Genomic DNA, 24,993 nt, shown 5'->3' on the forward strand with positions numbered 1-24,993 from the left:
CTCCCCACACGCAGCCACCGAAGTCTCACCAAGAGGGTGGCAAAGCGCGGGCCCCGAAGGCGACCCGGCAACGGCGTCGCGACTCGCAGCGGAGGCTGCGGAGGAGCGCGGGCGGTCGGGCAGACTGGCGAGCATGACCACACCGAACGGTACGACGATCACCGCCGCCGACGTCCACCACGTCGCCTTCCCCAACCCGCCGTTCGGCCGACGCGGCTACGACACGGACATCGTCGACAACTTCCTGGACAGTCTGGAGGCCAAGTTCGCCGACCCCGCGAATCCCGAGCTCGCGTGGCTCACGCCGCAGGCGATCCGCGAGATCTCCTTCCGCAAGCCGCCCCTCGGCATGCGCGGCTATCGCGCGTCCGGCGTCGACGCCTTCCTCGAAGCCTGCGCCGCGCAGCTCGAGCAGCACCACCCCTGACCCGCACCTCCCCACGCTCGTCCGCCCGCCGCCGAATGTCGCGACCCTGCTCCCGCGTCGAGCTCGGGGCCACGAAGGCGACCCGGCAACGGGGTCGCGACTCGCTGCGGAGGTCGACGGGGCGGCGGGGCCCGCGCCGTTCACCGGAGGGCGGTAACCGCTCACCGCACGGCAGGCGGGCCTCGTCGTACAGGTCACAGATCCGATTGTCTGTGAGGCAGATCTCCTCGAACCTTCTTGCAAGGCCGCTCTTGCGGCGTCACATCGAGGAGGTCACGTGTCCATCGCTCCAGAGCATCCGCCAGCACGGCAAGCGCCGACTGCCGACGAGTTCATCGTCGCGCAGCAGAGTCCGGAGTTTCAGCGGCTGCGCCGCACGCTGCGGACCTTCGTCTTCCCGATGACCGCGTTCTTCCTCACCTGGTACGCCGTCTACCTGTGCCTCGGCGTCTTCGCCACGGACTTCATGGCCACCAAGGTGTGGGGGAACATCAACGTCGGCCTGATCCTGGGCCTGCTGCAGTTCGTCACGACCTTCGCGATCACCGCCGCCTACATCTGGTTCGCGAACCATCGCCTCGACCCGCAGGCCGACGTCGTACGCCAGGGCTTCGCCGACGGCGACTACGACACCGCTGACGCCACCACCGAAGGAGCTCAGTCGTGACCTCACTCCTCCTCGCCGAACAGGAAGTCGACACCGGCAACTCGACGCTGAACATCCTGATCTTCGTCGGCTTCGTGATCGTCACCCTCCTCGTGGTGATCAAGGTCAGCTCGGCCGGCACCAGCAGCGCGTCGGAGTTCTTCACCGGCAGCCGCGGCTTCAGCGGCACCCAGAACGGCATCGCCATCGCCGGCGACTACCTGTCCGCGGCCAGCTTCCTCGGCATCGCGGGCGCCATCGCCATCTACGGCTACGACGGTTTCCTGTACTCGATCGGCTTCCTGGTCGCCTGGCTCGTCGCCCTGCTACTGGTAGCCGAGCTGCTGCGGAACACCGGTAAATTCACCATGGCCGACGTCCTGAGCTTCCGCTTGAAGCAGCGTCCGGTCCGTCTCGCCGCGTCGATCAGCACCCTGACGGTGTCGATCTTCTACCTGCTGGCCCAGATGGCCGGCGCCGGCGCGCTCGTCGCCCTGCTCCTGAACATCGAGAGCGACACCGGCCAGGCCGTGGTCATCACCATCGTCGGCCTGCTGATGATCGTGTACGTCCTCGTCGGCGGCATGAAGGGCACCACCTGGGTGCAGATCATCAAGGCCGTCCTGCTGATCACCGGCACCGCCGTGATGACCCTGTGGGTGCTGATGTCCAACGGCATCAACTTCAACCTGTCCAAGCTCCTCGGCGAGGCGCAGGCCCGGACCGACGTCGACATCCTGGCGCCCGGCGCCCAGTACGGCATCGACTTCACGTCCAAGTTCAACCTGATCTCGCTGGGTCTGGCCCTGGTGCTCGGCACCGCGGGCCTGCCGCACGTGCTCATGCGCTTCTACACGGTGCCCACCGCCAAGGAAGCCCGCAAGTCCGTGGTGTGGGCCATCAGCCTGATCGGCGGCTTCTACATCTTCACGCTGATCCTGGGTTACGGCGCGGCCGCCCTGGTCGGCCCGGAGACCATCATGGCCGCCCCGGGCAAGCAGAACGCGGCGGCACCGCTGCTCGCGCTGCACCTCGGCGGCGAGATCCTGCTGGGCCTCATCGCCGGCGTCGCCTTCGCCACCATCCTCGCGGTGGTCGCGGGTCTGGCGATCACCGCCTCGGCGTCGTTCGCGCACGACATTTACGCCAGCGTGATCAAGAAGAACGGCGCCTCCGAGGAGGACCAGGTCCGCGTGTCCCGCTACACGGTCATCGTGCTGGGCATCATCGGCATCGTCCTGGGCATTCTGGCCAAGGACCAGAACATCGCCTTTCTGGTGGCGCTGGCCTTCGCCGTCGCCGCGTCGGCCAACCTGCCGACCATCCTGTACTCACTGTTCTGGAAGCGCTTCAACACCCGCGGCGCCCTGTTCAGCATGTACGGCGGCCTGGTGATCACCCTGGTGCTGATCATCTTCTCGCCGGCCGTCTCGGGCAAGGCCAACTCCATGCTGCCGGACTCGGACTTCGCATGGTTCCCGCTGGCCAACCCGGGCATCGTGTCCATCCCGGCCGCGTTCCTGCTGGGCATCATCGGCACGCTGAGCTCGCGGGAGAAGCCCGACGTGGCTCGCCGCGCCGAGATGGAGGTCCGCTCCCTCACCGGTGTCGGCGCCGAGCAGGCCATCTCGCACTAGTTCACCGCTGACCCACGCGGGGCGCGCCGGAGCAATCCGACGCGCCCCGCGTGGCGTCCTGCCCGGTATCGTCCCGAGCCATGACCTTCACCGCACGCCGCTTCGCCCGCACCCTGACCGCCGTCGCCGCAGCAGGCTCGCTGGCCCTGCTGGCCGGCTGCTCCTCGGACTCCGACTCGAACTCGAGCAGTGCCGCGACGACGACCAATGCCGCGACCGGCTCGTGCGCCGCCACCACCGGGCCGCTCGTGACCGCCGCAGGCCAGCCGGAGATCCAGCTCCCTCAGCCCGCCGGGTGGGAACGCAATACTTCGCAGGACAGCGAGTTGGTGCGTCTGGTCCTGGTCAACACCTCGCTGACCAAGGCCGGTTTCACCCCGAACATCGTGGTCACTGTGACGCCGTCGACCGGCACCTTCGACGAGATCGTGGACAAGGAACTCGCCGCCGTGCGCAAGGGCATGGGCGTCGAGGTGCCCGCCGGCGAGTCGGGCACGATCTGCGGCTTCGAGTCGTACACCGTCACCTACGAGGCATCCGGCGTGCAGGGTGTGGCGGTGCACCCGATCACCTCGCGGATGATCGTGGTGCCGACCGTGAACGGCGGATCGTCCACCGTCGTGCTGACGGTGCAGTCCACCGATCCGACCAACCCGACCTACATCGCCGACTCGACGGCCATGCTCGACGGCGTGCAGATCACCGCGGGCTGACCCCGCCGGGCGAGCAGACTCCTCAGGCGTCCTGAATCCGGGCGAACGGACGCGCCGCCTCCAGCTCGTACGCGAGCTCGAGGAGGGTGCGTTCGTCGCCCAGATCGGCGGAGAAGTGCAGGCCGATCGGCATCCCGGTCGACGACGTGGCCAGCGGCACCGACACGGCCGGGGTGCCCGACGAGTTGTTCGCCGGGGTGAAGGCCACGTAGCGGATCAGACGATCGAAGATCTCGTCGAAGTCGCCGGCCGGATCGAGGTAGCCGATCTCCGGCGTGGTGTGCGCCAGCGTCGGCGACGCGATCACGTCGTAGTCGGCGAACGCGCGCCGCAGCTTCGCGGTGGCCCGCTTGAGTCCGATGATCGACGACGGCAACCGGTAGAAGCCCCGCGCGAACCGGCGGGACAGGCCGCGGGTGAACGGGTCGAGCGCGGCGCGGTCGAAGCCGCGACCGGTCAGCGTGGACCCCTGGTGATCGAACGAGAACGCCAGCAGTGCCCAGTAGTCGGTGAACTGTCGGATGTACGACGGGTCCACCGGCAGCGGCACCTGCTCCACCTGATGGCCCAGTTCGGTCAACAGTTCGGCGGTGTCGGTCAGTGCCCGCGCGGTGTCCGGATCCAGCGGCTGCCCGGTGATCGGGTCGACGATGAGCGCGATCCGCAGTCGACGCGTACCCGGCCCCTCGACCAGTCCGACCGGATCCAGCCCCTTCACCGGGCGCTGTCGTTCCAGGTCGGCGAGGAAGTAGGCGGTGTCGCGCACCGACCGCGTCACGACACCGTTGACGACCAGGTCGACCGGCGATTTGGCCGACGCCGGCACCGGAGCGGTCCGCCCGCGGGTCGGCTTGAGACCCACCAGGCCGCACGCCGCGGCCGGGATACGGATGGAGCCACCGCCGTCGTTGGCGTGCGCGATCGGCACCGCCCCGGCCGCGACCAATGCCGCCGAGCCGCCCGAGGAGGCGCCGCAGCTGAAGTCGGTGTCCCACGGATTGCGGGTGGGTTCGCGGTCGACGAACTCGGTGGTGGCGCTCAGCCCGAAGGGCGGCAGCGTCGACGCCGCGAGCACATTGACGCCGGTGCCGAGGAACTCCTCGGTGAACTTCTCGTGCGCCGCGGCCGGCCGCTCGGCCACCGCGGCCGAACCCTGTTTGGTCGGCAGCCCCGCGAAGTCGGTGTTGTTCTTGATCAGCGACGGCACGCCGGCGAACACCCCGGCGAAACCGTTGGCCTGCGCCCGGACCCGCGCGCGCTCGCGGTCGTCGTAGGCGATCGCCGCCAACTGCGGGTTGACCGCGTCGATCCGCGCCAGGGCCGCGTCCGCGGCGTCGGCGGCGGAGAACTCGCCCGCGGCGATCGCCCGGGCCACGCCCACGGCGTCGTGCTCGCCGAGCACATCGTCACCGAACGCATGAATGTGTTTCATACCTCCGAAAGCTACTCGGCATACCGATTGAGCGCTCGATCAGGTATCAAGTAACCATGCAGCTGCGATTCACCCCCGAAGAGGAAGCTTTCCGCAACGAACTGCGGGAGTACTTCACCACGGTCATCCCCGAAGACATCCGACGCCGCAACGAGGCCGGCGAGACGATCTACCCCGATGACATCGTCGCCACGACGAAGCTCCTCAACAAGGGCGGCTACGCGGTACCGCACTGGCCGGTGGCGAACGGCGGCCAGGACTGGACGCCGGTGCAGCACCACATCTGGCGCGAGGAGATGGCACTGAACTTCGTGCCCGACCTCCTCCCCTTCAACGCCGGCATGGTCGGCCCGGTGATCGCGCACTTCGGCACCCAGGAACAGAAGGACGAGTTCCTGCCGAAGACCGCGAACCTGGACATCTGGTGGTGCCAGGGCTTCTCCGAGCCCGAAGCCGGTTCCGACCTCGCCTCGCTCAAGACCCGCGCCGTCCGCGACGGCGACGAGTACGTGATCAACGGCCAGAAGACGTGGACCACGCTCGGCCAGTACGCGGACTGGATCTTCTGCCTGGTCCGCACCGATCCGGACGCGAAGAAGCAGGCCGGTATCAGCTTCGTGGTGTTCCCGATGGACACCCCGGGCGTGGAGTTGCGTCCGATCAAGCTGATCGACGGCAGCTACGAGGTCAACGAGGTCTTCTTCAACGACGTCCGCATCCCGGTCTCCAGCCGGATCGGCAAGGAGAACGAAGGCTGGACCATCGCGAAGTTCCTGCTCGGCAACGAGCGCTCGGGCATCGCCCGCGTCGGCTGGACCAAGACCAAGCTGGCGCGTGCCAAGGCCCGGGCCGCCCAGGTCCGTGCGCCCGGCGGCGGCGTGATGCTCGACGACCCGCTGTTCGCCGCCCGCTTGGCCGGCCTGGAGAACGAGCTGCTGGCCCTGGAAATGGTGCAGCTGCGCGTGGTCGCCGCCTCGTCGGACGGCAAGCCGAACCCGGCGTCGTCGGTGTTGAAGCTGCGCGGCTCGCAGCTGCAGCAGGAGGCGCTGGAACTGCTGGCCGATCTGGCCGGCCCCGACTCCCTCCCGATGGCCCCGGCCGATGACGCCGAGACCGAGCTCGCCGGTCTGCTCAGCCCGGACTGGGCCGCGCTCACGGTGCCCGAGTACCTGAACTACCGCAAGGTCACGATCTACGGCGGCTCCTCGGAAGTGCAGCGCCAGATCATCGACAAGGCCGTCCTCGGGCTCTGAGCCGAGCGCACCCGACTTCAAGGAAGAACACACCATGGATTTCGAGCTTTCCGACGAACAGGGCATGCTCCGCGACACCGTGCGCGAGGTACTGACCCGGACCTACGACATCGAGACCCTCCGCGCGGTCACCGACACCCCGCTGGGCTGGAACCGGGAGGTGTGGACCTCGCTCGCCGAGATCGGCATCCTGGGCCTCGCCTTCGACGAGAAGTTCGGCGGCATGGGTGCCGGCGTGGAAGAACTCGCGGTGGTGATGGGTGAGTTCGGCGCATCGCTGGCCCCCGAGCCGCTGCTGGACTCCGTCGTGGTGCCCGGTCTGCTGATCGAGCGGTCCGACGCCGACGAGTCCGTCAAGGAAGAGGTCCTCACCGCCCTCGCCGGCGGCGAGCGCCTGGCCGCCTTCGCCCACCACGAGCAGGGCGACCGCTGGCCGGCGTACGCCGTCGCCGCCTCGGCGACCGGTACCACGGTGTCCGGCACCAAGTCGCTGGTCCCGCACGGCGACTGCGCCGACGTCTTCGTGGTCTCCGCCCGCGAGGCCGACGGCACCGTGAGCCTGTACCTGGTGGAGGCCGATCAGGCCGGCGTCGCCCGCACCGCCTACCGCACGCACGACAACCGCCGCGGTGCGCAGGTGGTCTTCACCGACGCCGCGGGCACCAAGATCACGCAGGCCGACGCCGCCGCCCTGATCGAGGACGTGGCCATCGTCGAGCAGAGCGCGCTGTGCTCGGAGGCCGTGGGCGCGATGACCAAGTCGCTGGACATGACCGTCGACTACCTCAAGACCCGCAAGCAGTTCGGCGTGCCGCTGGCCACCTTCCAGGCGCTGACCCACCGCGCCGCCGACATGTACGTCGCGTTGGAGCTGGCGACCAGCATGAACGTCTACCTGACCGCGGCCATCGCCGAGGGCAGCGCCGACGCCATCACCGCGTCGCGCGGCAAGCTGCAGGTCTGCCGCTCCGGTCGTCTCATCGGCCAGGAAGCGATCCAGATGCACGGCGGCATCGGCATGACCGCCGAGTACCCGATCGCGCATTACGTGAGCCGTCTGACCGCCATCAGCCACACCCTCGGCGACGCGGATGCGCACGTGGCCCAGCTCGGCGCACACCTGCGCGACTGGGACATGCTGACCGTCGGCTGAGTCCGACAGCACGGGTTGCACCGAGCAGGACGGCCGGGTGGGTCGGCCGGGTGGGGTCAGCACAGTAGGGTGAGCGCATGGATTCGCTGACGCTGCTGCGCGACAACCTGGCCGACCTGACGTCGTACAGCCTGCTGGCCGTGGGACTGCTGATTCTCGGCTTCGTCGGGCTGGAACTGGTGACCCCGGGCAACCTGCGCACCAAGATCTGGAACGAGGGCAACCGCAGCGCGGTGATCCTCGCGGTGGCGCAGTCCCTCGGTCTGATCTTCGCGCTGGCGTCGGCGATCACCGCCGACGTCGGCCTCGAACTGTGGCGCGGCATCGTCAACACCGCCGTCTACGGCGTCGTGACCATCGCGCTGATGATGTTCTCGTTCGTGCTCATCGACCTGCTCACGCCGGGTCGGCTCGGTGCGGTGCTGCTCGGGCATGAGGACGATGCCGCCGCCCCGAAGGATGCGCCCGGCCGCCACCACCCCGCGGTGTGGCTGAACGCGGTGATCTTCGTGGCGATCGGCCTGTTCGTCAGCGCCGCCCTGTCCCTGTAACTGCCCGACACATACACTTCGGGCACAGCATTCCCGCCGAATTAGGAGTTTCCTCATGGCCGCACCGCTCATCGAAGAGTCCATCGACATCGCCGGCACGCCCGCGCAGGTCTGGGCCGTGGTCTCCGACCTCGCCCGCATGGGCGAGTGGAGCCCGCAGTGCAAGAAGATGGTCATCTTCGGCGGCCCGGTGAAGCTGGGCACGCGCACCCTCAACGTCAACCGCCGCGGCCCGCTGGTGTGGCCCACCAGCTCCAAGGTCGTCGCCTTCGAGCCGAGCCGCGAGATCGCCTGGCGGATCGCCGAGAACAACACCGTGTGGGGCTTCGAGATCACCGAGACCGAGACCGGCACCCGCGTGACGCAGCGTCGCACCGCGCCCGGCGGCGAGACCAGCAAGGTGTCGTCGTTCCTGGTGGACAAGGTCTTCGGCGGCAACGACGGCTTCGAGGTGGAACTGGCCGCCGGCATGCGCGAGACCTTGGGCAAGGTCAAGCGCGTCGTGGAGGCCTGAACCAGAACATGGCACGACGACCCGCTCAGCCCGGCGACCGCACCGGACCCGCTCACCTGCTCGACCTCATCGCCGAGACGGTGCCGCCGGTGCATCCCAAGGGTCTGCCCTTCGTCCTCGGACCCGCCGCCGTCGCCCTCGCGGCGCGGCGGCGTCCGTGGTTGGCGCGGCCCGCTATCGCGCTGGCCGGGGCGAGCGCCTTCTTCTTCCGGCATCCGTCGCGGGTGCCGCCGACGACGCCCGGCGCGGTGGTCGCCGCGGCCGACGGCACCGTCGCCCTGGTCGACACCGCCGTCCCGCCCGCCGAACTCGGCCTGGGCAGCGAGCCGCTGCCGCGCGTGAGCACGTTCCTGTCGGTGTTCGACGTCCACGTGCAGCGGATCCCGATCTCGGGCACCGTCGAAACCGTGGTGCACACCCCCGGCGAGTTCCTGTCCGCCGACCTCCCCGAGGCCAGCGACCGCAACGAGCGCACCTGCCTGCGCCTGCGCACCGCGGCCGGCGAAGCCGTCGGCGTGGTGCAGATCGCCGGCCTCATCGCCCGCCGCATCGTGTGCGACGTGACCCCGGCCGAGACGGTGACGCTCGGCGAGACCTACGGACTGATCCGCTTCGGCTCCCGGGTGGACGTCTACTTCCCGGCCGGCACCGTGGCCAAGGTCGCCGTCGGCCAGACCACCATCGGCGCCGAGACCGTGTTGGCGGAGCTGCCGCGATGACACCGCGTCAGCGGTCCGGTCGACGGTCGGGCCGGCGACGCGTCGCCGGCCGACTCCGCCCGGTCCGCGCCCGGAGAACCGAACGCGCCGCCCGGAACGGACGGCTGTTCATCCCCTCCGCGATCACCGTGCTGGCGATCTGCGCCGGTCTCACCGCCATGCGCACCGCCGCCGACGACGGCAACGTCGACCTGGCGCTGATTCTGCTGGTCACCGCCGCGGTGCTCGACGGCCTCGACGGCCGCGTCGCGCGCATGATGGATGCGTCCAGCGCGATCGGCGCGGAACTGGACTCCCTCGCCGACGTCATCAACTTCGGCGTGGTGCCCGCGGTGATGGTCTATTCGATCCTGCTGCGCGAGCAGTCCGAAGCCGCCTCCGGCATCGGGTGGGCGCTGGTGCTGGTCTACTGCTCGGCGATCGTGCTGCGCCTGGCCCGGTTCAACACGCTGCTCGACGACGACTCGGCCCCCGGCTACACGCGCGACTTCTTCGTCGGCGTGCCCGCCCCGGCGGCCGCGGTGATGGTGCTGCTGCCGATCGGCCTGTTGGAGCAGTTCGGCGAGGGCTGGTGGACGTCGACCGCGTTCGTGGGCTGCTGGCTGGTGTTCATCGGTCTGCTCGCGGTGAGCCGCGTGCCCACCCTGAGCCTGAAGTCGGCCAAGCCGCGGGCCCGCCTGCTGGCGCCCGGGCTGTTCATCGTCGCCGGCGCCGCCGCCCTGCTCTTCACCTTCCCGTACGTGCTGATGATCGTCCTGGTCGGCGCGTACCTCCTGCACATCCCGTTCGCCTGGCGGATGCAGCGCTGGGTCAGCAGCCGACCCGAGCATTGGGAGACCGCGCCGCGGGACCGTCGCCTCCAGCGGCGCGACGAACGTCGCGCCGAGGTGGCCGCGGGCACCCGCCGGCGCGTGATCCCGGTGCGTCGTCCGTCGGCTCGGCTCGGTCTGCGTGTGCCGACCGGTCCGTCGAAGAACGACGCACCGCACTGAGCTCCGCGTGATCAGCGCTCAGCGCTGATCAGCCCGCCGCGGACGGAGTCTGCTCGGTGGCGGACTGCTGCGGCGTGGTCGGGGCCGACGGCTCGGTCGACCGGTTCGGACGCTGACCGCGCTGGTCGCCGTCCTGACCGTCGCCGCGCATCATGGGGCCCATCGGCCGCTCGCCGTCCATGCGCATACCGCCGCCGCGCGGGCCGTACTCCTGTCCGGAACGGTGGTGTCCGCCGCGGCCGTCGTCGCCGGTCAGGTCGCCGGTGACGTAGCCCAGGCCGAAACCGATCAGCAGGAAGGCGAACGCCGCGGCGATCGCACCGCCGATGATCCACGCGCGCTTGTTCTGCGGGTTCTTCGGGGGCGCGGGCGCCGGAGCGACCGGACCCGGCGCGACCGGGGACACCTGGCCCGGGGTCAGCGGCGGCGGCGTGATCGGCGCGGTGGGCGCCTCCGGGACGGCCTGCGCCTGCGGATCCAGCTGCTCGGTGGCGTTGCCGTCCGGGTTGTTCGTGTTGTTCTGGTCGTCGGGGGTGGTCACCGAGTGGCCTCCTTCTGTCGCCGTGCTGAGCGAGTCTCAAGCACTCGAGATCCACTCTGCCGACACTTCCTGCCAACTCCCTGTGAACGCGGTGCCGACCTCCTGCGAATGAGGCGGCCCGCCATCGGGGCAGGTCAGGTGAGGGTGATGGAGTACATCACCGTGCTGCCCGCCGTCGACGACGCCGCCGACTGTCCGACGGTGACCCAGTAGGTCTTGCCGTCGACCTCCTTGGACAGCAGGACCGACCGCTCCCGATCGGTCTCGGTGCGGCTGGATTCGGCGTACCCCGCCTCGGTGAGGGTGTCGACGGCCGCGGTGAAGGGATCCCCGACGTCCGCATAGGCCTGCACGGTGACCTGCCATTCCGGGCTCGTGCCGTCCGCGGTCAGGATCGCGCCCTGCACCAGCGGTACCTGCGCCGTGGGGAAGTCTTTCGGCAGCGCCGCCCCCTCGGTCGCGGGCGCATCGTCGCCCCCGCAGCCGGTCACGGCGACGAGCGCGACCACCACCGCGAGGATCGCGAACAGGACTCGGTTCAAAGGCCGCATGCCTGAACGGTAAAGTAATCGAGCAGATACCTGCTCCCGACACCCGCCCGCCCCTCGACAGACGACGGAGTGCCCCTAGTGACTCAGGTTCGGAGGGTCCCGTGATCGGGGTCCTGATCGCACTGGGAATCGGCGCCCTCGCGGCGCCGCCCATCATGCGAGCCCTGGGTACGCGCGGTTTCTACGTTCTGGCCCTCATGCCGGCGGGCGCACTGGTCTGGTTGCTGCTGAACTGGCCGACCGCCGGCGCCGAGCCGACGACGCAGACCTTCGCGTGGGTGCCCAGCCTGCAGATGGACATCGTCCTGCGGCTGGACACGCTCTCCGCGGTCCTCGGCGTGCTGATCCTGGGCGTCGGCTCCCTGGTCCTGGTCTATTGCGCCAACTACTTCGACGAGATGCGCAAACGTGTCGAAGTGTTCGGCGGCGAGATCGTGGCCTTCGCCGGCGCCATGCTCGGGCTCGTCCTCAGCGACAACATGCTGGTGATGTACGTCTTCTGGGAAGCCACCACCGTGCTGTCGTTCATGTTGGTCGGCTTCAACGCCGTCCGAGCGACGTCGCGCCGGGCCGCCACCCAGGCACTGCTGGTCACCACCTTCGGCGGCCTCGCCATGCTGGTCGGCGTCATCATGCTCGGCGAGCGCACCGGCAGCTACCTGCTCTCCGACCTCATCGAGAATCCGCCGGACGGCGTCTACGCGGCGATCGCGGTGGCCCTGCTCCTGGTCGGCGCCCTGAGCAAGTCGGCCATCGTGCCGTTCCACTTCTGGCTGCCCGGCGCGATGGCCGCGCCCACCCCGGTCAGCGCGTACCTGCATGCCGCCGCCATGGTCAAGGCCGGCATCTACCTGGTCGCGCGCCTGGCCCCGGCGTTCCACGCGCAGATCAGCTGGCAGGTCATCGTCGTCACCCTGGGCCTGCTCACCATGCTGCTGGGCGGCTGGCGGTCGCTGCGCGAACTGGACCTCAAACTGGTCCTCGCCTTCGGCACCGTCTCGCAGCTGGGCCTGATGGTGGTGCTGGTGGGCGTGGGCGACGGCAACGTCGCCCTGGCCGGTATGGCGATGGTGATCGCGCACGCGCTGTTCAAGGCCAGCCTGTTCATGGTGGTCGGCATCATCGACCACTCCACCGGCACCCGCGACATCCGTCTCCTGGCCCGGCTCGGGCACCGACTGCCGTTCCTCGCGGCGACCGCCGCGGTGGCCGGCGCCAGCATGGCCGGTCTGCCGTTCACCCTGGGCTTCATCGGCAAGGAGTCGGCGTTCGGGGCGCTGTGGTCCACCGGCGCGTACACCCCCTGGCTGGCGCACGCCATCGACCTGGTGGTGGTGCTCGGCGCGATCATCACCTTCGCGTACACCACCCGTTTCCTGTGGGGAGCGTTCGGCCGCAAGGTCCGGTCGCTGCCCACCCGCGCGGTGGCGCAGCTCCATCCGCCGAGCGCCATGTTCCTGTTCCCGCCCGCGCTGCTCGCCGCCCTCGGCGTGGTGGCCGGTTTCTCCGGGGAATGGCTGACCGAGAAGCTGGCGCCCTACACCGAGGAACTGCCGACCTACGGGCACCCCGCCGAGTACCTGGCGCTGTGGCACGGCTTCGGACTTCCGGTGATCCTCACCCTCGTCGTGTACGTCGCCGGTCCCGCCCTGTTCCTGATCCTCCGCCGGATCCGCGACCAGCTCTTCGATCATCCGCCGCGCCTGAACGCCGACCGCGTCTACGACCGCATCATCCGCGGCGCGGACACGCTGTCGCTGTGGGTCACGCGGAACACCCAGCGCGGTTCGCTGCCGATCACGCAGGGCGTGATCATCTCCACGGCGATCCTGGTGCCGACCATCGCGCTGTTCGTCGGCGCACGCAACCGCCTGGAACTGAGCGGCTTCGAGAACGTCGAGCAGGCCGTCATCGGCATCGTGATCGCCGGGTCCGCGCTGGTCGCCGTCGTGCTCCGCAACCGCCTAGCCGGCGCCCTGACCGTCGGCATCACCGGTTACGGCTGCGGCGCGCTGTTCGCGATCTACGGCGCACCCGACCTGGCACTCACCCAGTTCCTGGTGGAGAGCCTCACCCTGGTGATCTTCGTGCTGGTCCTGCGCAAGCTCGCCGCCGAGCCGCAGCCCAGGCACAAGACCGGTTTCAAACCGCTGCGCGCCCTCATCGCGGTGGCCTTCGGCGCCAGCCTCGTGGTGATCGGCCTGTTCGCCGCGGCCGCACGTTCGGCGCGGCCACTGGCCGACGACCTCGCCGAAGCCGCCTACAAGATCGGCCACGGCGGCAACACCGTGAACGTGCTGCTGGTCGACATCCGCGCCTGGGACACGCTCGGCGAGGTCTCGGTCTTGATCGTCGCCGCCACCGGCGTGGCGTCCATGGTCTTCCGCAGCCGCCGCACCGGCGCCGCACCCCGCGTCACCGCGCTGGTGCGCAGCGAGGCCGGTTTGGACGACGACGACGCCACCACCGACCGGACCACGTGGCTGCGCGGCAGCGAAGTGGGCAATCCGCAGCACCGGTCCATGGTGCTCGAGGCCACCACCCGCCTGGTGTTCCCCACCCTCATGGTGCTGTCGGTGTACTTCTTCTTCGCCGGCCACAACGCCCCGGGCGGCGGCTTCGCCGGCGGCCTGGTGATGGGCTTGGCACTGGTGCTCCGCTACCTGGCCGGCGGCCGCTACGAACTCGGCGAGGCCCTGCCGGTGGAGCCGGGCAAGATCCTCGGCGCCGGACTGCTGATCTCGGCGGTCACCGCGACCGTCTCACTCCTCCTCGGCGCCCCGGCGCTGTCGTCGGCGGTGATCGAGATGCACCTGCCGGTCTTCGGTGAGGTCACGCTGGTGACCGCCATGTTCTTCGACGCCGGGATCTACCTGATCGTGGTCGGCCTGGTGCTCGACGTGCTCCGCAGCCTCGGCGCCCGCCTGGACGCCCCGGAGGATGCGAGCACCACCATCGGCCTGTCGCCCGTCACGCCGCCGCAAACCGCACCCCGGCAGCAGGTGAACCGATGAGCGTGAACCTCGGTCTGCTAATCGTCGCCGGCATCCTGGCCGCCACCGGCACCTACCTGATCATGGAGCGCAGCCTGGTCCGGATGCTGCTCGGGCTGCTGCTGGTCGGCAACGGCCTGAACATCCTCATCGTGACCATCGCCGGTCCGTCCGGCCGACCGCCGATCAAGAGCGACGAGTCGATCGGCGCCGCCGTCGACGCCGATCCCCTCGCCCAAGCGATGGTGCTCACCGCCATCGTCATCACCATGGGCATCGCCGCGTTCGTGCTGGCCCTGACCTACCGCTTGTTCGTGATCAACCGCGACGAGGACGACGACCTCGAGGACGACTCCGAGGACCTCAAGGTGATCAAGGGCTCGATCAGCGAACGCCCCGACCGCGATCGCAGCGACGACCCGGAGACCGGCGAGTACACCGTGACCGGCGACCTCTTCGACGCGCGCGGCAACCCCTTGACCCCGGAGGAGTTCGCGGCCCTGCACCGCACCATCATCGAGCCCGACCTGATGCCCGACGAAGCGTCGATCATCGATCGGCTCCCCGAGTTCAGCCCGGACGAGATGCCTGGTGACGACCCCGACGACGACGGCACCGACGACGACACCGATGTGGGAGGCGAGCAGCGATGAATCTCGACTCCCTGATCCCGCAGTCATCCTGGATCCCCACCCTGATCGCCCTGCCCACACTGGTCCCGTTCCTCGGCGCCGCCCTGACCCTCCTGCAGGGCCGCAACGCCCGGATGCAGCGTCTGGTGACCGTCGGCGCGATCAGCGTCGCCCTCATCGCCTCCGGCATGATGCTGTACCTGACCAGCACCAACGGTCCGTACGCGGTGAAGATCGGCGGCTGGGGCGGCAAGGGCTACCCGAACGGGCCACTGGGCATCACGCTGGTGGTGGACCGCCTGTCGGCGCTGATGCTGGTGGTGTCCACCATCGTGCTGCTGCTCGTGGTGGTGTACGCCATCGGGCAGGGTATTCGCGACGGGACCACCGATCAGCCGGTGTCGATCTTCCTGCCGTCGTACCTGATTCTGACCGCGGGCGTGTGCAACGCCTTCCTCGCCGGCGACCTGTTCAACCTGTACGTCTCGTTCGAAGTGCTGTTGGCGGCCAGCTTCGTGCTGCTGACCCTCGGCGCGAGCGCCGACCGGGTGCGCGCCGGTGCGTCGTACGTGATGGTCTCGATGGTGTCGTCGCTGATCTTCCTGGCCGGCATCGCCTTCGCGTACTCCACGACCGGAACACTCAACCTCGCCGAGATGGCGATCCGGCTCGACGACGTACCGTCAGGTACCCGCAACGCACTGTTCGCCGTGCTGCTGGTGGCGTTCGGCATCAAGGCGGCCGTGTTCCCGCTGTCCACCTGGCTGCCCGACTCCTATCCGACCGCGCCCGCTCCGGTCACCGCGGTCTTCGCCGGTCTGCTGACCAAGGTCGGCGTCTACGCGATCATCCGGGCCAACACCCTGCTGTTCCCCGGCGGCTCGATGAACAACCTGCTGATGGTGGCCGGTCTGCTGACCATGCTGGTGGGCATCCTGGGCGCCATCGCCCAGTCGGACATCAAACGTCTGCTGTCGTTCACCCTGGTCAGCCACATCGGCTACATGATCTTCGGCATCGCGGTCGGCTCGGAGATCTCGCTGTCGGCGGCCATCTACTACGTGGCGCACCACATTCTGGTGCAGACCACGCTGTTCCTGGTCGTCGGTCTCATCGAACGGCAGGCCGGCAGTGCCTCGCTGCGCCGTCTCGGCGGCCTGCTCGCCAGCCCCCTGCTGGCGGCGCTCTTCCTGATTCCGGCGCTGAACCTCGGCGGTATCCCGCCGTTCTCCGGCTTCATCGGCAAGGTCGCGCTCCTCGAGGGCGGTGTGAAGGACGGTTCGGTGCTGGCCTGGCTGCTGGTGGTCGGTTCGGTGGTCACCAGCCTGCTGACGCTGTACGTGGTGGCCCGGGTCTGGACCAAGGCCTTCTGGCGGCCCCGCGCCGATGCGCCCGAGGGCGAGCTCACCAACAGCACGGCCTCGGCGCTGATCGAGGAGGGCGAGGACGTCCTGGTGGCCGACCGCGAGGACGTCGGCCGCATGCCGGCCACGATGGTGCTGCCAACGGTCGCGATGCTCGCCGTGGGTATCGCGCTGACCGTGTGGGCCGGCCCGATCTTCGGCTTCACCGGCGACGCCGCGCACGACTTGAACGACCGCACGCCCTATCTGACCGCCGTCCTCGGGGGTGAACGATGAGCAACACGCCCTACCCGGATCGGCCCAGTCCACGCCCGGTCGGCAAGCGCCGGGTCCCGGCCTTCTTCGGCCTCCTGTGGCGCTACGCCGTCGTCGGTTTCGCCTGGCCGCTGACCACCGCCATCGTCTGGCTGCACAACCGCCTGCACGTCCCCAAGTGGATGGGCGGCGATCTCCGCGAGTTCGGCGTCCGACTGTGGGGCCTGTCCTGGCTGACGTTCGTGTGGGTACTGCTCTGGGGTGACGTCACCTGGGGCAACATCATCGTCGGCGCCCTGGTGGGCGCGGCGATCATGCTGCTGCTGCCTCTGCCCCGGGTACCGGTCGAGGGCCGCATCCATCCGATCGCCGCGATGAACCTGCTGTTCAACCTGCTGTGGAACTTCCTGCTGTCGTCCGCGCAGGTGGCTTGGGCGGCGATCCGCCCCGGGGCGCCGCCGCTGGGCGTGGTGGTCCGCGTGCACCTGGCCATCAAGTCGGACATGGTGCTGACCCTGGCCATCGACTACATCAACCTGGTGCCCGGCACCATGGTGGTGGAGGTGGACCACCTGCGCCGCATTCTGTACGTGCACGTCTTCGACGTGCGCACCCAGAAGCAGGTCGACTCGTTCCACCAGCAGATGGCGTACGTGGAACGCCAGTTCATCAAGACCTTCGAGCGGGACAGCGAGTGGCAGCCGAGCCCGTTCCACGGGATCGACGACGACTTCCACCACGTCCCCTTCACCGAACGCCAGCGCGTAGCCGACGCGACGCCGCCGGCCCGCCATCGTCGTCGAAAGGAGCGGTGACTCCGATGACCATAGTCTGGGCGATCAGCGGCGCGATGCTGATGACCGCCATCCTGCTGACCCTCTACCGGTCCCTGCGCGGCCCCACCACGCTGGACCGGCTGGTGGGCATCGACACCCTGGTCGCGATGATCATCTCGTCGCTGGCGGTGTGGGTGGCCGCCACCTACAACACCACCATCGTGCCCGGCATCGTGGTGCTGTCGTTGGTGAGCTTCATCGGCACCGTGTCGGTGGCCCGCTTCCGCGTGAGGGACGACGCATGATCAGCGACGTCCTCTCCGCGATCTTCGTGCTCAGCGGCAGTCTGCTCGCCCTGACCGCCGCGATCGGGATCGTCCGCTTCCCGGACACGCTCTCGCGCATGCACGCCGCCACCAAGCCGCAGACCTTCGGCATGACGCTGGTGCTGATCGGCACCCTCATCCAGATCGCCGGCCACCCGGACGGCGGCATGCTGGTGCTGACCGCGCTGTTCATGCTGATCACAGCACCGGTGATCGCTCAGCGCGTCGGCCGCCTGGTGTACCGCGAGATGCCCGGCCGCGGTGGTCGGCTGATGGACGAATCCCAGCTGACCGTGCAGCAGCGCGAGGACCCGCCCGCCTGAATCGCGAGGCGATCCGGTCCCGCCGGTCCGGTTCGTACCGTCAGTCGAGTTCGGCGACCACGGCCTCGACCACGGCCCGGAGGTCCCCGGTCCGCTGATGCACCACGTGCTGGCGCTGATAGCTGGCGCCCGCGGCGACGATGTCGGCCACCGAGGCCAGTTCTTCGGCGCAGCCGAGCTGCTCGGCGACCGGCGCCAACCGCACCAGCAGGTCGGCCAGGTCGTCGGTCACCAGACGCTCGTTGCAGTCCGAGTCGAGGATGACGATGGCGTCGAGCCCGTAGCGCGCCGCCCGCCACTTGTTCTCCTGGACCAGCCACGGCGCCATGGACGGCAGTTCCTCGCCCGCGGTCAGCCGCTGATCCAAGTCCACCACCAGGCAGTGGGTCAGCGCCACCAGCGCGGCCAGCTCCCGGCGGTTGGACACGCCGTCGCACACCCGCACCTCGATGGTGCCCAGGTGCGGCGACGGCCGGATGTCCCAGCGGATCTCGGTGAGGTTGTCGATGATGCCGGTGGTGCGTTGGTCGCCGACGAAGGCCTCGAACTCCGACCACTCGTGGAACTGGAAGGGCAGCCCGGCGGTAGGCAGCTGCTGGAACATCATCGACCGGTTGCTCGCGTAACCGGTCTCCTGCCCCGCCCACATCGGCGACGACGCCGACAGTGCCAGCAGATGCGGGTAGTAGGTCAGCAGGCCCGACAGGATCGGCAGCACCTTGTCCCGGTGGCTGATGCCGACGTGCACGTGCACACCCCAGATCAGCATCTGCCGACCCCACCATTGGGTGCGTTCGATCAGTTCCGCGTAGCGGTGCCCCTCGGTGAGCTGCTGGCTGGACCATTCGGCGAACGGATGCGTGCCCGCGCCGTACAGGTCGATGCCGAGCTCGTCGGTCAGCTCCCGCACCTGCGCCAGGGTCGCACCCAGATCGTCCATGGCTTCACCGGTGGTGCGGCAGATGCCGGTGACCAGTTCGACGGTGTTGCGCAGCAGTTCCTTGTGGATGTGCGCGCGTCGAGTCAGCCCGCGCGCCTCGATCAGCTCGAACAGCGGATCGGCGGCGTTCACCAGGTCCCGCGTGCGCCGATCGACGAGCGCCAGCTCCCATTCGACGCCGAGCGTCGGGGCCGCCGACGCGTGGAACTCGATCGGCGCTATGCGTGCCGCCGGAGCCATCGGAGCACCCGAGGTCGTCGTCGAACCGGCCCGTTAGTTGGCGGTGATGACGCCGCAGGCGATCGGCTCGGTGGCGTCGCCCTGGAGCAGCACCATGGCCTTGCCGTCGAGCTCGCCGATGTTCACGTTCACGGTCTGGTTGGCCGAGCCCGCGCCGCGCTCGTTCACCGCGATACCGGGCAGCGAGCCGCCGGCCAGCGCGTTACCGGTGCCGGTGAACTTGTTGTCCTGGGTGTCGCAGTAGGTGCCGGTGCGGACCTCGACCTTGTACTGACCCTTCTCCAGGGTGCTCACGCGCAGGTTCACCTTGGTGCTGTTGCCGAGGGCCACGAAGCTCGCCGCACCCACGCTGTCGCCCTCGCCGCTCTGCAGCGTGACGGTGCCGATCGCCGAACCGGGCTCGGCCGGCACGTCGTCGGCGTTCACCAGCTCACCGGGGATCACCTGGTTGTCGGTGACGACGGGGGGCGTGGTGCCCTTCTCGCTGGTCGGGTACTGATCCGGGGTGCAGGCCGTCAGCGCCACGCCGGCCAGACCGGCGGCAGCGAGCGTGAGGACTCCACGCGTGATCTTGGCACCGGTGGTGAGGCTGGCGGTCATGTCGGCTCCTTCGGCGGGGTTCTACTGTGGCTGGTTGGCTGGTGACTGCGGTGACAGGCGACTGGGTTGATAGGCGACTGGGTGTTACGAGGTGACCACGACGACGACGAGTTCACCTGCGCAGCGGGTGAACGTCGCCGGCCGTTCGGCCAGTGAGGCACCGCCGGGGACGGACTCGGCCACCTTCTTGGCAGCATCTTCTTCGCCCTCACCATAGAAGATGGTGTTCTCGGTGACGCTGCTGGTACTCAGATTGCCCGGCTCGGTGCCGATCGTGAAGCCTTCCGCCTGCAGTTGATCGGAGACCTGCTTGGCCAGGCCCTTGGTGGAGCCGGCGTTGAGGACGCACAGTTTCGGCACGTCGGCGGCGTCCGCGGGCGTCGAGGTCGGCGATCCGGCCGGCTCGGTGCCCGACGGCGCCGTGGACTCGGACGTCACGCTGGTGGTCTGGGCCGGGTTGTTGGCCAGCTTCTCCTGCGGCGTCTCGTCGTCGCTCTTGGCGGCGGAATTCCAGCCGAGGCCGATGAAGACCACGGCGACGGCGAGCAGCAGCATGGCCCCCGCGCGCAGCGGGAGACGATTGGGTTCGCGGTCAGCATTCATCACGGCAACTCTAACTCACGCGACCGGCGTGGCCGCGCGAGACGTCAGGTGATCTCGAAACCGAGTCGTCGTGCGGCGCGCGCCTTCTGGCGCGATGCGCGCAGACGCCGCAGTCGCTTCACGAGCATGGGATCGGCGGCGAGCGCCTCGGGACGGTCCACCAGCGCGTTGAGCACCTGGTAGTAGCGCGTCGAGGAGAGCCCGAAGAGCTCCTTGATCGCATCTTCCTTGGACCCCGAGTACTTCCACCACTGCCGCTCGAAGCCGAGAATGTCGTGCTCGCGACGGGTGAGCCCGTCCGCGCCGACCTCATGCGGGTCAGGCTGGGCCGACTCCTGCTCTGCGGCTGCGCCGTTCGACACCGGTGAGCTCCCCTTCTTCGTGCACGCCGTCTCACTGCCGAATGACAGCGTTGTTCTTTCGGTGAGTATCTAATCACGACTCGGGGGGACCCGGCGCGATGACTCACCGTAGTCGCGGACAGTAGAGTCCCTGGCATGGCGATTCTCCCCATCTGCATCGTCGGCGAGCCCGTGCTCCATCAGCCGACGACCCCGGTCGACCTCGACGACACCGGCCGTCCCGCGCCCGAGATCGTCGAATTGCTCGACGACATGTACGAGACGATGGACGCCGCCAACGGCGTCGGGCTGGCCGCCAACCAGGTCGGCCGCGGGCTCCGCATGTTCGTCTACGACTGCCCGGACGGCCCCGAACGCCGCCGCGGCGAGGTGATCAACCCGGTCCTGGAGACCTCGGAGCTCCCGGAGACCATGCCGGATCCGGACGACAACGACGAAGGCTGCCTGTCGGTGCCGGGCGAGGGCTTCCCCACCGGCCGCGCCGAGTGGGCCAAGGTCACCGGCACCGACCGCGACGGCAACCCCGTCGAGATCGAGGGCAACGGCTTCTTCGCGCGCATGCTGCAGCACGAGACCGGGCACCTGAACGGCTTCCTCTACGTCGACGTGCTGGTGGGCCGCAACGCCCGCGCCGCCAAGAAGGCGATCAAGCGCAACGGCTGGGGCGTCCCCGGCCTCACCTGGCTGCCCGGTTCGGACGTCGATCCCTTCGGGCACGACGACTAGCCGCGCCCGGACTTCTCGACCGAACCGATGGCGGATCCACTTGTCGGCGATCGCGTGGTGGTCCGGTACCGCCTGGGCGCCGGCGGCCCGGCGGACTGGCGCGCGACGCCCAATCCGGCGCCGACTCCGGCGCGCAGTCATGCGCCGACACTGTCCGACCTGACCGGTCTCCTCATCGACGCCTCCGCCGAGCGACTGATCCTCGAACGCGACGGCGTCGCCGAGACCGTGCCGACGGCCGCGATCGTGTCGATCCGGCAGTTGTCCACGCGCACCGTCCGCAACTCGGCGATCCGCACCGTCGAACGCACCCTGACCGAGACGGTGCCGGCGGCCGCGCGCGTCGAGTTCGACGGCTGGCTGCTGTCGGCGGATCCGACGTCGGAGGCACTGCGGGCGAACGCCGCGGTGCCGGCCGGTTTCGGGGCGCACGCGGCCGCCGCGCCGCAGCTCCGGGCCTGGTACGCCGAGCGCGGCGCGCCCACCCGGATCGTGGTGCCCGACCGGCTGCTGCGCCTCGCCGACCTCACCGACCGCGCGGGCGACGAGTACGAGGTGCTGATCGACCCGACCGACGCGCCGGTGCAGGTGCCCGTCGCCGATCGCGCCGAACGGCTGCGGCTGCGCGCCGCAGGCCACTGGCTCCACCACACCTTCACGCTGATCGAACTGTGAGCTGAGACGAACCCATGTCCCGCACCCCCGCCTCGGGCTCCCGCCGTCGCACCCTGCTGTCGGCGACCGGTGCCCTCATCGTGCTCGTCCTCGCCATCGTGTGGTGGGCGGTGGTCGAACCCCCGGCCGACGAGACCCCGGCGGCGTCGACCTCCGTCGTGGCGACGCCCACCTGGTCGGTGACCGCGGACGCCCCGGCCACCACAGCGTCGCCCGGCACACCGTCGACCAGCACCCCGCAGCGGACCACCCCGGCCACGAAGACCACGGCGCAGGCGCCCGCACGGGTGCTGCGCACGCTGGCGTTGATCGACGCGGGCGACTGGCCGGACGCGGCGAACGCGCCCGGCACCCAGGGCGGCCGAACCTTCCGCAACAACGAGCGCCGACTGCCCGCCACCGGCGCCGACGGCCGTCGGCTCACCTTCCAGGAATGGGACGTGAACCCGAAGGAACGCGGCCGCGGACGGGATGCGGAGCGCATCATCACCGCGAACGACGGCTCGGCCTGGTACACGTTGGACCACTACCGCACGTTCGTTCTGATCCGGGGGCCCGCACGTTGATCACCATGACCACCGCCGCCTTCCTGCGCCATGCCGGCCGGTCCGGCGCACCGGTCGCCGTGGCCCCGGCACCGCTGTCACTGTTTCCCGCCGAGCTGGCCGTCCGCCGCGTGGACGCCGCCGACACCGCGACGCTCGACGACCTGTTCCGCACCGTCGCCGCGGCCTGGGACTTCCCCGAGTACTTCGGCGCCGGCAAGGACGCCTTCGACGACTGCATGCGCGACCTGCCCCCGCGCCTGCGCACGGCCACCGGCGCACCGGCCCGCGGGTACGTGACGGTGATCGAGCGCGCCGTCGAACTGCTGTCGAGCGCGTCCGACGAGGACCTCGCGTGGCTGGCGACGTCGCTCGTCTTCTACCGGGACCACTATCGCGACGAGGTGCAGCCGCCGCGCGGCTTCGCCGTGGTGCTCCGCTGCACGGAGGCCGAGGTGGAGGAGCTGCGCGACCGGTGGGCCGTGGCCGGCGTGACACCCGTCGTGGTGCGCGATCGGACGGGAGCCTGACCATGCGCCTGGCCACCTGGAACGTGAACTCCATCCGCGCCCGCTCCGAGCAGGTCGTGTCGTGGATGACCCGGCACGCCATCGACGTGCTGGCCATGCAGGAGACCAAATGTCGGGACGATCAGTTCCCGGTGATGAGCTTCCTGGCCGAGGGCTACGACGTCGCCATGTACGGCGACGGCGGCTACAACGGCGTCGCGATCGCCTCGCGCGTCGGGCTCGACGACGTGCACCGCGGGTTCGATGGCCAGCCGTCGCGCGCACCGGGCGAGGAACCGGAAGCGCGCGCCATCTCGGCGACCTGCGCCGGGGTGCGGGTGTGGAGCCTGTACGTGCCGAACGGCCGGGCCGTCGACGATCCGCACTACCGCTACAAGCTGGAGTGGCTGTCGGCGCTGGCCGGGGTCACGAAGCTGGAACTGGGCCACGACCCGGCGGCGCAGATCGCGCTGGCCGGGGACTGGAACGTCGCCCCCACCGACCGGGACGTCTGGGACCGCGCCTTCTTCGAGGGCCGCACGCACGTCACCGAACCCGAACGCGCCGCCTTCAACGAGTTCCTGCGCGGCGGCTACCTGGACAGCGCCGCGGGCTTCACTCCCGCGGAGGACGAGTACACGTTCTGGGATTACACCGCGGGACGGTTCGCCAAGAACGAGGGCATGCGGATCGACTACGCGCTCTGCTCACCGGCCCTGGACGACCGGGTCTTCGACGCCTTCATCGACCGGGACGCCCGCGCCGCCGCCGGGGCCAGCGATCACGCGCCCCTGGTCCTCGACCTCTCCACCGGCTTCGACAGCTGATCGGGCTCGACGCCCACCCCCTCGTCGCCCGTGTCGCGACCCGTTCGCCGCCTCGCGCGCCGGGCTCCACCCCCCATCGTTGCGCGTGTCGCGATCCCTTCCCCGCCTCGCGCGCCGGGCTCCGGGATCGACCCGGCAGCAGCGTCGCGACTCGCAACTACTTAGGTTCGGCTACCCTTACCGAATGACCCTCAGAATGCGCCCTCGTTTCGCCGCCGCCCTCGTCCTTGCGCTCGCCGGAATGCTGGCGATCGCCGGGTGCAGCCCGCCCGCCGAAGAAGGCGGCTCCGGCGGGACCGTGCAGGTGAACACCCCGCAGGGCCCGGTGACCATCACCGGCACCCCGACCCGCATCGTCACGCTCGGCAGCCAGTGGATCGACACCGCCCTGGCCTTCGGCGTGACCCCGGTGGCCTACCTGGACCAGAACGAGATCCTCACCAAGAAGACCGCCCCGTGGGTGGGCGACAAACTCGCCGGCGCCACCGCGCTGAGCACCGAGAACCTGGTCGCCGAGATCGCGAAGGCCAGGCCCGACGTGATCCTGGCCGAGGGCTTCATGGCCACCGCCCAGCCGGAGACGTTCGCGAAGATCCGGGAGATCGCCCCGACCATCCCCGGCGTCACCGGCAAGCAGGTGGACCCGTGGGCCGACCTGGTCACACTCTTCGGCACCATCACCGGCCGCAGCGACGAAGCCGCGAAGATCATCGACTCGGTCAACGGCACCATCGACCAGGTCACCAAGGATCTTCCCGGCCTGGCCGGCAAGACCTACGCGCTGGCGTACATGTACTCCAGCGATCAGATCCAGGTGATGGCCGATCCGACCGACGGCGCCGGCGCGCTCTTCGGGCAGCTCGGCATGAAGGTGGCCCCCAAGCTCGCCGCCGAGTTCGCGAAGACCGGGCAGCCGCGCTTCCCGATCTCCACCGAGAACGTGCCCATGCTCGACGCCGACTACCTGGTGGTGACCACCGGCAACGCGACGATGGCCGAGCAACTGCGCAAGCTGCCCGGCTACGCCGCGCTGACCGCGGTGCGCGACGGCGGTGTCAGCGACCTGACCGTCACCGAGATCGGCGGCCTCAATCAGCCCACCCCGCTGTCCATCCCCTACCTGCTCGAGCAGATCCGGCCGCAGCTGAACCGCGTCGCTGCGGCCTGA

General features: G+C 69.5%; 29 protein-coding genes. 22 read left to right on the forward strand and 7 right to left on the reverse strand.

The genetic code is table 11. The features are described 5' to 3' along the window. The first annotated feature begins 133 nt into the window (after positions 1-133). From MUG78_RS18240 to MUG78_RS04470, 4 genes are all read left to right on the forward strand, one after another. Complete coding sequence (locus MUG78_RS18240; protein WP_308221328.1) at positions 134-427, forward strand: DivIVA domain-containing protein; 294 nt, start codon at positions 134-136, stop codon at positions 425-427. A 277-nt stretch (positions 428-704) separates the two neighbouring features. Further along, positions 705-1,094, forward strand: a complete 390-nt coding sequence (locus tag MUG78_RS04460) for a DUF485 domain-containing protein (protein ID WP_246992573.1) — start codon at positions 705-707, stop codon at positions 1,092-1,094. After that, positions 1,091-2,710, forward strand: a complete 1,620-nt coding sequence (locus tag MUG78_RS04465) for a monocarboxylic acid transporter (RefSeq protein ID WP_246992575.1) — start codon at positions 1,091-1,093, stop codon at positions 2,708-2,710. The genes MUG78_RS04460 and MUG78_RS04465 overlap by 4 nt, the downstream gene beginning before the upstream one ends. A gap of 80 nt (positions 2,711-2,790) precedes the next feature. Beyond that, positions 2,791-3,423: an LpqN/LpqT family lipoprotein gene (locus MUG78_RS04470; RefSeq protein WP_246992577.1), complete on the forward strand. Its 633-nt coding sequence runs from the start codon at positions 2,791-2,793 to the stop codon at positions 3,421-3,423. A gap of 22 nt (positions 3,424-3,445) precedes the next feature. Here MUG78_RS04470 and MUG78_RS04475 read toward each other — a convergent pair whose 3' ends face one another. Next, the gene (locus MUG78_RS04475; protein WP_246992579.1) at positions 3,446-4,855 is read right to left on the reverse strand and encodes an amidase; all 1,410 of its coding nucleotides are present in this window, start codon (positions 4,853-4,855) and stop codon (positions 3,446-3,448) included. A gap of 56 nt (positions 4,856-4,911) precedes the next feature. Here MUG78_RS04475 and MUG78_RS04480 point away from each other — a divergent pair, with 56 nt between their 5' ends. The 6 genes from MUG78_RS04480 (at position 4,912) to MUG78_RS04505 (ending at position 10,037) form a co-directional block, all read left to right on the forward strand. Then, positions 4,912-6,108, forward strand: a complete 1,197-nt coding sequence (locus MUG78_RS04480) for an acyl-CoA dehydrogenase family protein (protein WP_246992581.1) — start codon at positions 4,912-4,914, stop codon at positions 6,106-6,108. A 34-nt stretch (positions 6,109-6,142) separates the two neighbouring features. Beyond that, the gene (locus MUG78_RS04485) at positions 6,143-7,261 is read left to right on the forward strand and encodes an acyl-CoA dehydrogenase family protein (protein WP_246992583.1); all 1,119 of its coding nucleotides are present in this window, start codon (positions 6,143-6,145) and stop codon (positions 7,259-7,261) included. 86 nt (positions 7,262-7,347) lie between these two features. Continuing rightward, positions 7,348-7,812 (forward strand): DUF350 domain-containing protein, encoded by a 465-nt coding sequence (locus tag MUG78_RS04490; protein ID WP_246996819.1) that lies wholly within the window; start codon positions 7,348-7,350, stop codon positions 7,810-7,812. A gap of 55 nt (positions 7,813-7,867) precedes the next feature. After that, positions 7,868-8,326, forward strand: a complete 459-nt coding sequence (locus tag MUG78_RS04495) for an SRPBCC family protein (protein WP_246992585.1) — start codon at positions 7,868-7,870, stop codon at positions 8,324-8,326. Between the two features lie 8 nt (positions 8,327-8,334). Beyond that, entirely contained in the window at positions 8,335-9,045 is a 711-nt protein-coding gene (locus MUG78_RS04500) for a phosphatidylserine decarboxylase (protein WP_246992587.1), read from the forward strand. Beyond that, the gene (locus tag MUG78_RS04505) at positions 9,042-10,037 is read left to right on the forward strand and encodes a CDP-alcohol phosphatidyltransferase family protein (protein ID WP_246992589.1); all 996 of its coding nucleotides are present in this window, start codon (positions 9,042-9,044) and stop codon (positions 10,035-10,037) included. The genes MUG78_RS04500 and MUG78_RS04505 overlap by 4 nt, the downstream gene beginning before the upstream one ends. A 28-nt stretch (positions 10,038-10,065) precedes the next feature. On the opposite strand, the gene MUG78_RS04510 is transcribed toward MUG78_RS04505, so the two are convergent. Beyond that, positions 10,066-10,578: a hypothetical protein gene (locus MUG78_RS04510; protein ID WP_246992591.1), complete on the reverse strand. Its 513-nt coding sequence runs from the start codon at positions 10,576-10,578 to the stop codon at positions 10,066-10,068. Between the two features lie 134 nt (positions 10,579-10,712). Continuing rightward, positions 10,713-11,129 carry a hypothetical protein gene (locus tag MUG78_RS04515; protein WP_246992593.1) on the reverse strand — a complete coding sequence of 139 codons (417 nt, stop codon included), beginning with the start codon at positions 11,127-11,129 and terminating at the stop codon, positions 10,713-10,715. 101 nt (positions 11,130-11,230) lie between these two features. Between MUG78_RS04515 and MUG78_RS04520 the strand changes: the two genes are divergently transcribed. From MUG78_RS04520 to mnhG, 6 genes are read left to right on the forward strand one after another with little or no spacing between them, the layout of a single operon-like run. Then, positions 11,231-14,143 carry a Na+/H+ antiporter subunit A gene (locus MUG78_RS04520; RefSeq protein ID WP_246992595.1) on the forward strand — a complete coding sequence of 971 codons (2,913 nt, stop codon included), beginning with the start codon at positions 11,231-11,233 and terminating at the stop codon, positions 14,141-14,143. Beyond that, on the forward strand, positions 14,140-14,775 hold the full coding sequence (locus MUG78_RS04525; protein ID WP_246992597.1) for a Na(+)/H(+) antiporter subunit C: 636 nt from the start codon (positions 14,140-14,142) through the stop codon (positions 14,773-14,775). Before MUG78_RS04520 ends, MUG78_RS04525 begins: the two co-directional genes overlap by 4 nt. Before the next feature lie 11 nt (positions 14,776-14,786). Continuing rightward, positions 14,787-16,394, forward strand: a complete 1,608-nt coding sequence (locus MUG78_RS04530) for a Na+/H+ antiporter subunit D (protein WP_246996820.1) — start codon at positions 14,787-14,789, stop codon at positions 16,392-16,394. Next, positions 16,391-17,188, forward strand: coding sequence for a Na+/H+ antiporter subunit E (locus MUG78_RS04535; protein ID WP_246992599.1), 798 nt, complete (start codon positions 16,391-16,393; stop codon positions 17,186-17,188). Before MUG78_RS04530 ends, MUG78_RS04535 begins: the two co-directional genes overlap by 4 nt. 5 nt (positions 17,189-17,193) lie before the next feature. Next, a complete protein-coding gene (locus tag MUG78_RS04540) occupies positions 17,194-17,454 on the forward strand; it encodes a monovalent cation/H+ antiporter complex subunit F (RefSeq protein WP_246992601.1) in 261 nt (86 codons plus the stop codon). Then, positions 17,451-17,798, forward strand: a complete 348-nt coding sequence (gene mnhG, locus MUG78_RS04545) for a monovalent cation/H(+) antiporter subunit G (protein WP_246992603.1) — start codon at positions 17,451-17,453, stop codon at positions 17,796-17,798. Before MUG78_RS04540 ends, mnhG begins: the two co-directional genes overlap by 4 nt. Positions 17,799-17,838: 40 nt before the next feature. On the opposite strand, the gene MUG78_RS04550 is transcribed toward mnhG, so the two are convergent. From MUG78_RS04550 to napA, 4 genes are all read right to left on the reverse strand, one after another. Beyond that, entirely contained in the window at positions 17,839-18,978 is a 1,140-nt protein-coding gene (locus MUG78_RS04550) for a glutamate--cysteine ligase (RefSeq protein WP_246992605.1), read from the reverse strand. 33 nt (positions 18,979-19,011) lie between these two features. Then, positions 19,012-19,578 (reverse strand): hypothetical protein, encoded by a 567-nt coding sequence (locus MUG78_RS04555; RefSeq protein WP_246992607.1) that lies wholly within the window; start codon positions 19,576-19,578, stop codon positions 19,012-19,014. Positions 19,579-19,662: 84 nt separating this feature from the next. After that, on the reverse strand, positions 19,663-20,181 hold the full coding sequence (locus tag MUG78_RS04560; RefSeq protein WP_246992609.1) for a LytR C-terminal domain-containing protein: 519 nt from the start codon (positions 20,179-20,181) through the stop codon (positions 19,663-19,665). 44 nt (positions 20,182-20,225) lie between these two features. Next, positions 20,226-20,543: a nucleoid-associated protein NapA gene (gene napA / locus MUG78_RS04565; RefSeq protein ID WP_246992611.1), complete on the reverse strand. Its 318-nt coding sequence runs from the start codon at positions 20,541-20,543 to the stop codon at positions 20,226-20,228. Between the two features lie 135 nt (positions 20,544-20,678). On the opposite strand from napA, the gene MUG78_RS04570 reads away from it, so the two are divergent. From MUG78_RS04570 to MUG78_RS04595, 6 genes are all read left to right on the forward strand, one after another. Continuing rightward, positions 20,679-21,269 (forward strand): peptide deformylase, encoded by a 591-nt coding sequence (locus tag MUG78_RS04570; RefSeq protein WP_246992612.1) that lies wholly within the window; start codon positions 20,679-20,681, stop codon positions 21,267-21,269. Between the two features lie 27 nt (positions 21,270-21,296). After that, the gene (locus MUG78_RS04575; RefSeq protein ID WP_246992614.1) at positions 21,297-21,944 is read left to right on the forward strand and encodes a GNAT family N-acetyltransferase, cg3035/Rv0428c family; all 648 of its coding nucleotides are present in this window, start codon (positions 21,297-21,299) and stop codon (positions 21,942-21,944) included. A gap of 14 nt (positions 21,945-21,958) precedes the next feature. Beyond that, the gene (locus MUG78_RS04580) at positions 21,959-22,510 is read left to right on the forward strand and encodes a guanyl-specific ribonuclease (protein WP_246992616.1); all 552 of its coding nucleotides are present in this window, start codon (positions 21,959-21,961) and stop codon (positions 22,508-22,510) included. A 5-nt stretch (positions 22,511-22,515) separates the two neighbouring features. After that, a complete protein-coding gene (locus MUG78_RS04585) occupies positions 22,516-23,019 on the forward strand; it encodes a barstar family protein (protein ID WP_246992618.1) in 504 nt (167 codons plus the stop codon). 2 nt (positions 23,020-23,021) lie between these two features. Next, a complete protein-coding gene (locus MUG78_RS04590; RefSeq protein WP_246992620.1) occupies positions 23,022-23,825 on the forward strand; it encodes an exodeoxyribonuclease III in 804 nt (267 codons plus the stop codon). 184 nt (positions 23,826-24,009) lie between these two features. Beyond that, entirely contained in the window at positions 24,010-24,993 is a 984-nt protein-coding gene (locus MUG78_RS04595; RefSeq protein ID WP_246992628.1) for an ABC transporter substrate-binding protein, read from the forward strand.

The sequence above is a fragment of the Gordonia alkaliphila genome (assembly GCF_023017165.1).
Lineage (GTDB): Bacteria > Actinomycetota > Actinomycetes > Mycobacteriales > Mycobacteriaceae > Gordonia > Gordonia alkaliphila.